Genomic DNA, 6,390 nt, shown 5'->3' on the forward strand with positions numbered 1-6,390 from the left:
CCGACGACGGCTCCGCCGCCTTCGAGGGGCATGTCGATGGTGATGCCGAAGTCCTTGCGGTTGAGGACGGTGGTGGCTTCGAAGCCGGCGACCGGGCCGTTGCCCATGCCGGGGTTGACGCCGTTGAACTCGAGGGCGAGCTCGACGGGGCGGGTGACGCCGTGGAGGGTGAATTCGCCTTCGACCACGTAGTCGTCGCCCTTGGCGCGGACCGCGGTGGAGGTGAAGGTGGCGGTGGGGTACTGCTCGGCGTCGAAGAAGTCGGCGGACTTGATGTGGGCGTCGCGGTCGGTGTTCTTGGTGTCGATGGACGCGACCTGGATTTCGGCGGTGACGGCGGCGGTGCCGTCCTCGGCGACGGTGATCGCGCCGGTGAAGTCGTTGAAGGTGCCGCGGACCTTGCTGACCATGAGGTGGCGGACGGAGAAGCCGACGGTGGAGTGGACGGTGTCGATGGCCCAGGTTCCGGCGGTGAGGTTGGGCAGGGTGGCGGTGGCGGTGGTCATGTGAACTCCTCGGATCGTCGACTCAAGTAGTTGAATGTTCAAGTTCTTGTATCCTCAACTATGAACCCGGTGAATTTCTTCCGCAACCCGAATGTGTTGCCTGTCACATGACGCACGTGAGTGGCACGGTGTGCCCGGGGGCGCTTTCTCACTCACGTGGGGGGAGGCAGGCGCGTGCCGCGGCGAGGACCATGGCGCCGGCGGCATCGAGCGGTTCGGTGCTGCGCAGTGCACGGGCGAGGACGAACGCCCCCTCCAGGCTGGTGACGAATCCCAGGATCAGGCGCCTCGCATCGGCCTCGTCGAATCCGCGCTCGCGCAGCAGGGCGCTGCCCGAGTCGATCCAGCTCGTGAACACGTCGGCCGTGGCCACGCGAAGCACCTCGTTGGTGCTCGCGACCTCGAGTGCGACCGTGGCGATGGGGCAGGCGTCCGCGTAGTCAGTGGCCACCAGGGTCTCGCCCGCCAGCCGGAATCCGACCTCGATCCCCTCGAGGATGTCGGAATGTGCGTCGAGGATGGAGAAGACCAGCCGGGCGTACTCCTCGCCCGACGAGCGGATGACCTCTTCGCCGAGTTGCTGCTTGCCGCCGGGGAAGAAGTGGTAAATCGACCCGAACGGTGCGCGGGCCTCCGCGGCGACCTGCTTGAGTCCGGTCCCGGTGTAGCCGTTGCGGCGGAAGAGGTCGCTGCTGGTGCCGAGGATCCGGGCCTTCGTGTCGTTCACTTTTCTGCCCTCCGACCGTTGCGCTCGGTGCGTACCTCATCGTAACCTGATTCTCAGTAGAACGATCTATCAAATGGAGTGAGGGCCATGAAGCAGATCGAGCTCTCCGCAGGCACCGTCGAGTATCGGGACACCGGGGGCGACGGTCCCGTCCTCGTGTTCATCTCCGGCCTGACCATCGACGGCACCGTGTGGCGACACGTGGTGGAGCAACTCGCCCCGGACTTCCGCTGCATCGTCCCGAACCTCCCGCTCGGCGCGCACCGCATTCCGATGCGCGAGGACGCCGACCTCTCGTTACGCGGGCTCGGACTGCTCATCGGCGAATTCCTCGAACGGCTCGATCTCGCCGACGTCACCCTCGTGCAGAACGACTGGGGTGGCGCGCAGGTGCTGATCGCCCTCGGCGACTCGAGCCGCATCGGGGCTCTCGTCCTCACCCCGTGTGAGGCGTTCGACAACTATCCACCCGGAATTCCTGGTCGCGCAATCGGTCTCGCGGTGGCGATCCCCGGTGGTCTCACGTTGGCCATGCACGCGCTGCGATTCCGGGCGATGCGACGGGCGCCCGCAGGCTGGGGCTGGATGAGCAAGCGACCCGTACCGAAGTCGGTGATGGACGGCTGGTTCCGGCCCGCGACCACCGACCGCCTGGTGCGACGAGATCTGCGCAAGTACACGACCTCGGTGCCGCCGAAATCGACGCTGCGGGAGTGGGCGGAAGCGAACCGCAGCTTCGACCGTCCGGTCCTCGTGCTGTGGGCTGTCGAGGACAAGGTGATGCCCCGCGACCACGGCCGGCGCCTGGCCGAGCTGTACCCGCACGCCGAACTGCAGGAGGTCGAGGACAGCTACACGTTGATGCCCGAGGATCGCCCGGACGTGGTCGCGGAGGCTTTGCGGCTTCGCCGCCCGTGAGTACTTATTAACCGCGGGAGGTTAACAAGTACTCACGGCTCGATACACCGCCCGGATCGCGGAGGCCGTCACCGACTGGTGTGAGCCCATGCCCCACACCGTCCGATCCCCGACGCGGCACTCCGCCAACGTAATCGCCGCGCTGTCGCTGCCCGACCTCTGCGAGTGCTGGGTGAGGGAGAGGACGTCGACGTCCATGCCCTTCGACGTGAGGACGTGGGTCATCGCCTCGACGGGGCCGGTGGCGACCGCCTCGCCCGACACTTCCACGCCGTCGACGTCGAACACGACGAACAGCCGGTCGCCGTCGGGGCCGTGCTCGACGGACCAGCGGCCGATGCCGCCCCGGTAGCCGTACTCGGCGCAGAACAGCGTCCACAGTTCCTCGGCGGTGATCTCGAGCCCCGACGAGTCCGCCGCCTCCTGCACCTTCGCAGCGAAGTCGATCTGGAGCCGCCGTGGCAGCGTGACACCGTATTCGCTCTGCAGCAGGTGCGCGATGCCGCCCTTGCCGGATTGACTGTTGATGCGGATGACGGCCTGGTAGTCGCGTCCCACGTCCGCCGGGTCGATCGGCAGGTACGGCACCGCCCACGGTGCGCTCCCCGCATCCAGCCCGAGTGCCGCTGCGGACGCCCGATGCTCCGCGAATCCCTTCTTGATCGCATCCTGATGGGTGCCGGAGAACGCCGTGTACACGAGGTCGCCGCCGTAGGGGTGCCGCTCGTGAACGGGAATCCTGTTGCAGTACTCCACGGTTCGCCGTACCGTGTCGATGTCCGAGAGGTCGATCATCGGGTCGACGCCCTGCGCGTGCAGATTCAGTGCCAGCGTCACCAGATCGACGTTGCCGGTCCGCTCACCGTTGCCGAACAGGCAGCCCTCGACCCGCTGCGCACCCGCCAGTACCGCCAGTTCGGCGCAGGCGACGCCGGTGCCGCGGTCGTTGTGCGGGTGCACCGACAGGATGACCGAATCCCTCCGCTCCAGATGCCGGTGCATGTACTCGATCTGGTCGGCATACACATTGGGCGTCGAGACCTCCACCGTGGCAGGCAGATTGTGGATCACCGGACGGTCGGGGCTCGCGTCCCACAGCCCGGTCAGGCTGTTGCACACGTCGAGCACGAAGTCCGGCTCGGTCAGGTTGAACACCTCGGGTGAGAACTCGAACCGCCGGCCCGAATGATCGCCGGCACCGCGTGCCACCTCTTGCGCTGCATCGAAGATCAACCGGTGCAGCGCTTTCCGATCCTTGCCGAGAACGACGGAGCGCCACGTCGGCGCCGTCGCGGTGTACATGTGCACCACGACGTTCCGCAGTCCCACGACCGACTCGTACGTCCTGGCGATCAGATCGTCGCGGGCCGCGGTGAAGACGACGATCGTCACGTCCTCGGGCACCAGGTCCAGACGCACGAGGTCGCGGACGAAGTCGAAATCGGTCTGGCTCGCTGACGGGTATCCGACCTCGATCTCCTTGTAGCCGATCGAGATCAGCAGTTCGAAGAATCTGCGTTTGCGCTCCGGATCCATCGGCTCGGCGAGGGCCTGGTTGCCGTCGCGCAGATCGACGGGCACCCACAGCGGGGCGGTGGTGGTGCGTCGTGTCGGCCAGGTGCGGTCGAGGTCGGGGACGGGAACGCGGTCCCAGATCGCGCGGTAGCGATCGGAGGGCATCGGTGAGGGTTGCTGGGTGTTCCACGTGGGGACGGTGCCGGTCATGACGGTCTTCTCCTCGGAAATGGGATGCACGAGACGACCGACGCGGCGAAACCCCGCGGCAGGGTGCCGGCCTTCAGGCCCCGCCGCGGCAGTGGAGGAGAAGTCCACGGATCGCCACGGCGCTAGACTAGGAGAAATTCACTCATCAGACAACCTGAGGAGTTCTGCGTGACTTCGTCGATACGACGCCACCTGCTGACGGACCAGGCGGCGGATCTGCTGCGCGCGCGGATCGCGAGCGGAGAATGGGAGGTCGGTGCCAAGCTCCCCGGCGAGACCACGCTGGCGGCCGAACTGGGCGTCGGACGGTCGACGGTGCGTGAGGCCGTCCGGATGCTCGCGGGCCTCGGCATGGTCGAGTCGCGGCAGGGGGCCGGCGTGTTCCTCCGCAGGTCGTCCCCGCGGCAGGACTGGGACCGGGTGCTCCGGACCGAGGAGATCCGGCACGTCGTCGAGGTGCGCCACACCGTCGAGATCGAGGCGGCCCGACTGGCGGCGTCCCGGCGCGACGAGGCCGATGTCGCGGCGCTCCGTCGGGCGCTGAACGCACGGTCCGCGGCGTCCGGGGCCGGTGCTGCCGCGTTCGTCGACGCAGACATCGCGCTGCATCGCGCGGTCGTGGTCGCCGCGCACAACCCGGTGCTGACCGAGTTGTTCGAGACGTTCGTCCCCCGGCTGCGGGAAGCGATGCTCGACCTGACGGCGGCGCTGGACCTGAGCGCGGGCAACGAGCCCGACGCGGACGCCCACCGACGGCTGGTGGAGGCGGTCGCCGACGGCGACGCCGAGGAGGCCGTCCGGGTCAGTACCGCGCACCTCGAGCGGCTTCGCCGCCCGTGAGTACTTATTAACCCGGATCCACCGATGTGGTGCGGGGTAGGTGAGTCGAAACGGCGAGATGCCCTTGCGTGCTGAAAGAATTGGACTTCTCACAGAACCAGTTCGATCGACACGAAGGGCATCTCTAGGGTGCAACTATCCCACACCCACCCGGTGACGGCCTCGGCGTTCGACGACCGCAATCTCCTCGCCGCGGCCGGACTGATCCCGGTCCTGGGGTTGGCTCAGGACTGCGGCCTCGATGACCTGGCAGACGAGCATCTGACGCTGCCCACCGACAAGGGCGCACACGCGGGCCGGAAGGTGACCGCACTGGTAGCGGGCATGGTCGCCGGCGCCGACAGCATCGACGACATGGCGCTGCTGCGGCACGGCGCCATGCCCACGGTATTCGACCACCCGTACGCCCCGTCGACGCTGGGCTCCTTCCTGCGGACGTTCTCCTTCGGGCACGTCCGCCAACTCGACGCCGTCGCCGCCCGATTCCTGCAAGGCCTGGCCGAACGAACACCGCTGGTCGGTGGGCCCGAAGTCGGTGGGCGGATCCTCGTCGACCTCGACGACACCATCGTCCCGGTGCACGGGCACGCCAAGCAGGGTTCGGGCTACGGATATACGGGGGTCCGGGGGTTGAACGCGCTGATCGCCACCGCCACCACCGACGGGCGGGCACCGGTGATCGTCGGCCAACGCCTGCGCCGCGGCGGCTGCGGATCCCCACGCGGGGCATCCCGGATGGTCAGCGACGCCCTCGCCACACTCGGCCGCCTGCGCCCGCAGCTGTCACCGGGGTCTGTGCTGGTGCGGGCCGACTCGGCCTTCTACGGGCACCCGACCGTGTCCGCGGCACTGCGCTCCGGCGCCGACGTCTCGGTCACGGTGCGGATGACCGCGACGGTGAAGGCGGCGATCGCCGCCATCGACGAGGATGCGTGGACCCCGATCGAATACACCGACGCCGTCTACGACGAACAGGCCGGCCGGTGGATCTCCCGCGCCGAGGTCGCCGAGATCGACTTCACCGCGTTCACCCGCCTCGCCTCCGAGCGGACACCGGGCCGGTTGGTGGTGCGCCGCATCCCCGACCTGCGGGAACACACCGATGGTCAGGGCACGTTGTTCGACGCCTGGCGGTTCCACGCGTTCTTCACCACCACCGACCCCGCCGTCCTGGACACCGTGGCCGCGGACAAGATCCACCGCGGGCACGCGATCATCGAGCAGGTCCACGCCGACCTGAAGAACTCCGCGCTCGCGCACCTGCCGTCGGGGCGGTTCGCCGCCAATAGTGCCTGGCTGGTGCTTGCGGTGATGGCGTTCAATCTCACCCGCGCCGCCGCCACCCTCACCGGGGCCCGCCTGGTGCGGGCGACGACCGCCACCATCCGCCGGACCCTGATCTCGGTCCCGGCGCGGATCGCGTCCTCGGCCCGCCGCCTTACCCTGCACCTGCCGCGGCGCTGGCCCTGGGAATCCGAATGGAACCAACTCTTCACCCACACCCGGCATCGAAGACCCCAGGTCACCTAATCCGCCCGGCCACCCCCGGCCCCGACCCGAAAGACCCAGTGGAACAACCCGACACATCGGTCGGGCGATCACCCACGCCCCGACAGCCCATCAACGGCCGCAACCGAACCCATCAGCCGACCCGCCCCTATCGGTGGATCCGGG

At 68.2% G+C, this 6,390-nt stretch carries 6 protein-coding genes; 3 read left to right on the plus strand and 3 right to left on the minus strand.

Annotated elements, in window-relative coordinates; translation table 11 throughout:
- Together ACNJ7E_RS16440 and ACNJ7E_RS16445 are read right to left on the minus strand one after the other, a co-directional pair.
- Nucleotides 1–506: YceI family protein (locus tag ACNJ7E_RS16440; RefSeq protein ID WP_418340457.1), on the minus strand; the 506-nt coding region annotated here is incomplete at its 3' end.
- Nucleotides 507–654: 148 nt separating this feature from the next.
- Nucleotides 655–1,233, minus strand: a complete 579-nt coding sequence (locus ACNJ7E_RS16445) for a TetR/AcrR family transcriptional regulator (RefSeq protein WP_418340458.1) — start codon at nucleotides 1,231–1,233, stop codon at nucleotides 655–657.
- Between the two features lie 87 nt (nucleotides 1,234–1,320).
- Here ACNJ7E_RS16445 and ACNJ7E_RS16450 point away from each other — a divergent pair, with 87 nt between their 5' ends.
- Nucleotides 1,321–2,151 (plus strand): alpha/beta fold hydrolase, encoded by an 831-nt coding sequence (locus ACNJ7E_RS16450; protein WP_283351610.1) that lies wholly within the window; start codon nucleotides 1,321–1,323, stop codon nucleotides 2,149–2,151.
- Between the two features lie 21 nt (nucleotides 2,152–2,172).
- Here the strand turns inward: ACNJ7E_RS16450 and ACNJ7E_RS16455 are convergent, their stop codons facing one another.
- Complete coding sequence (locus tag ACNJ7E_RS16455) at nucleotides 2,173–3,876, minus strand: 2-isopropylmalate synthase (protein WP_418340459.1); 1,704 nt, start codon at nucleotides 3,874–3,876, stop codon at nucleotides 2,173–2,175.
- Between the two features lie 168 nt (nucleotides 3,877–4,044).
- On the opposite strand from ACNJ7E_RS16455, the gene ACNJ7E_RS16460 reads away from it, so the two are divergent.
- Together ACNJ7E_RS16460 and ACNJ7E_RS16465 are read left to right on the plus strand one after the other, a co-directional pair.
- A complete protein-coding gene (locus tag ACNJ7E_RS16460) occupies nucleotides 4,045–4,716 on the plus strand; it encodes a FadR/GntR family transcriptional regulator (RefSeq protein WP_418340460.1) in 672 nt (223 codons plus the stop codon).
- Nucleotides 4,717–4,845: 129 nt separating this feature from the next.
- Nucleotides 4,846–6,246: an IS1380-like element ISRop1 family transposase gene (locus ACNJ7E_RS16465; protein ID WP_418339895.1), complete on the plus strand. Its 1,401-nt coding sequence runs from the start codon at nucleotides 4,846–4,848 to the stop codon at nucleotides 6,244–6,246.
- Nucleotides 6,247–6,390: the final 144 nt, after the last annotated feature.

This window comes from Rhodococcus mengyinensis (assembly GCF_048381435.1).
In the GTDB taxonomy this organism is placed as follows: domain Bacteria; phylum Actinomycetota; class Actinomycetes; order Mycobacteriales; family Mycobacteriaceae; genus Rhodococcus_F; species Rhodococcus_F opacus_D.

Bases quoted from the DNA above. Each gene is read 5' to 3' on its own strand.
- ACNJ7E_RS16455 (WP_418340459.1), bottom strand. From the start codon at position 3,876: ATGACCGGCACCGTCCCCACGTGGAACACCCAGCAACCCTCACCGATG.
- ACNJ7E_RS16450 (WP_283351610.1), top strand. From the start codon at position 1,321: ATGAAGCAGATCGAGCTCTCCGCAGGCACCGTCGAGTATCGGGACACC.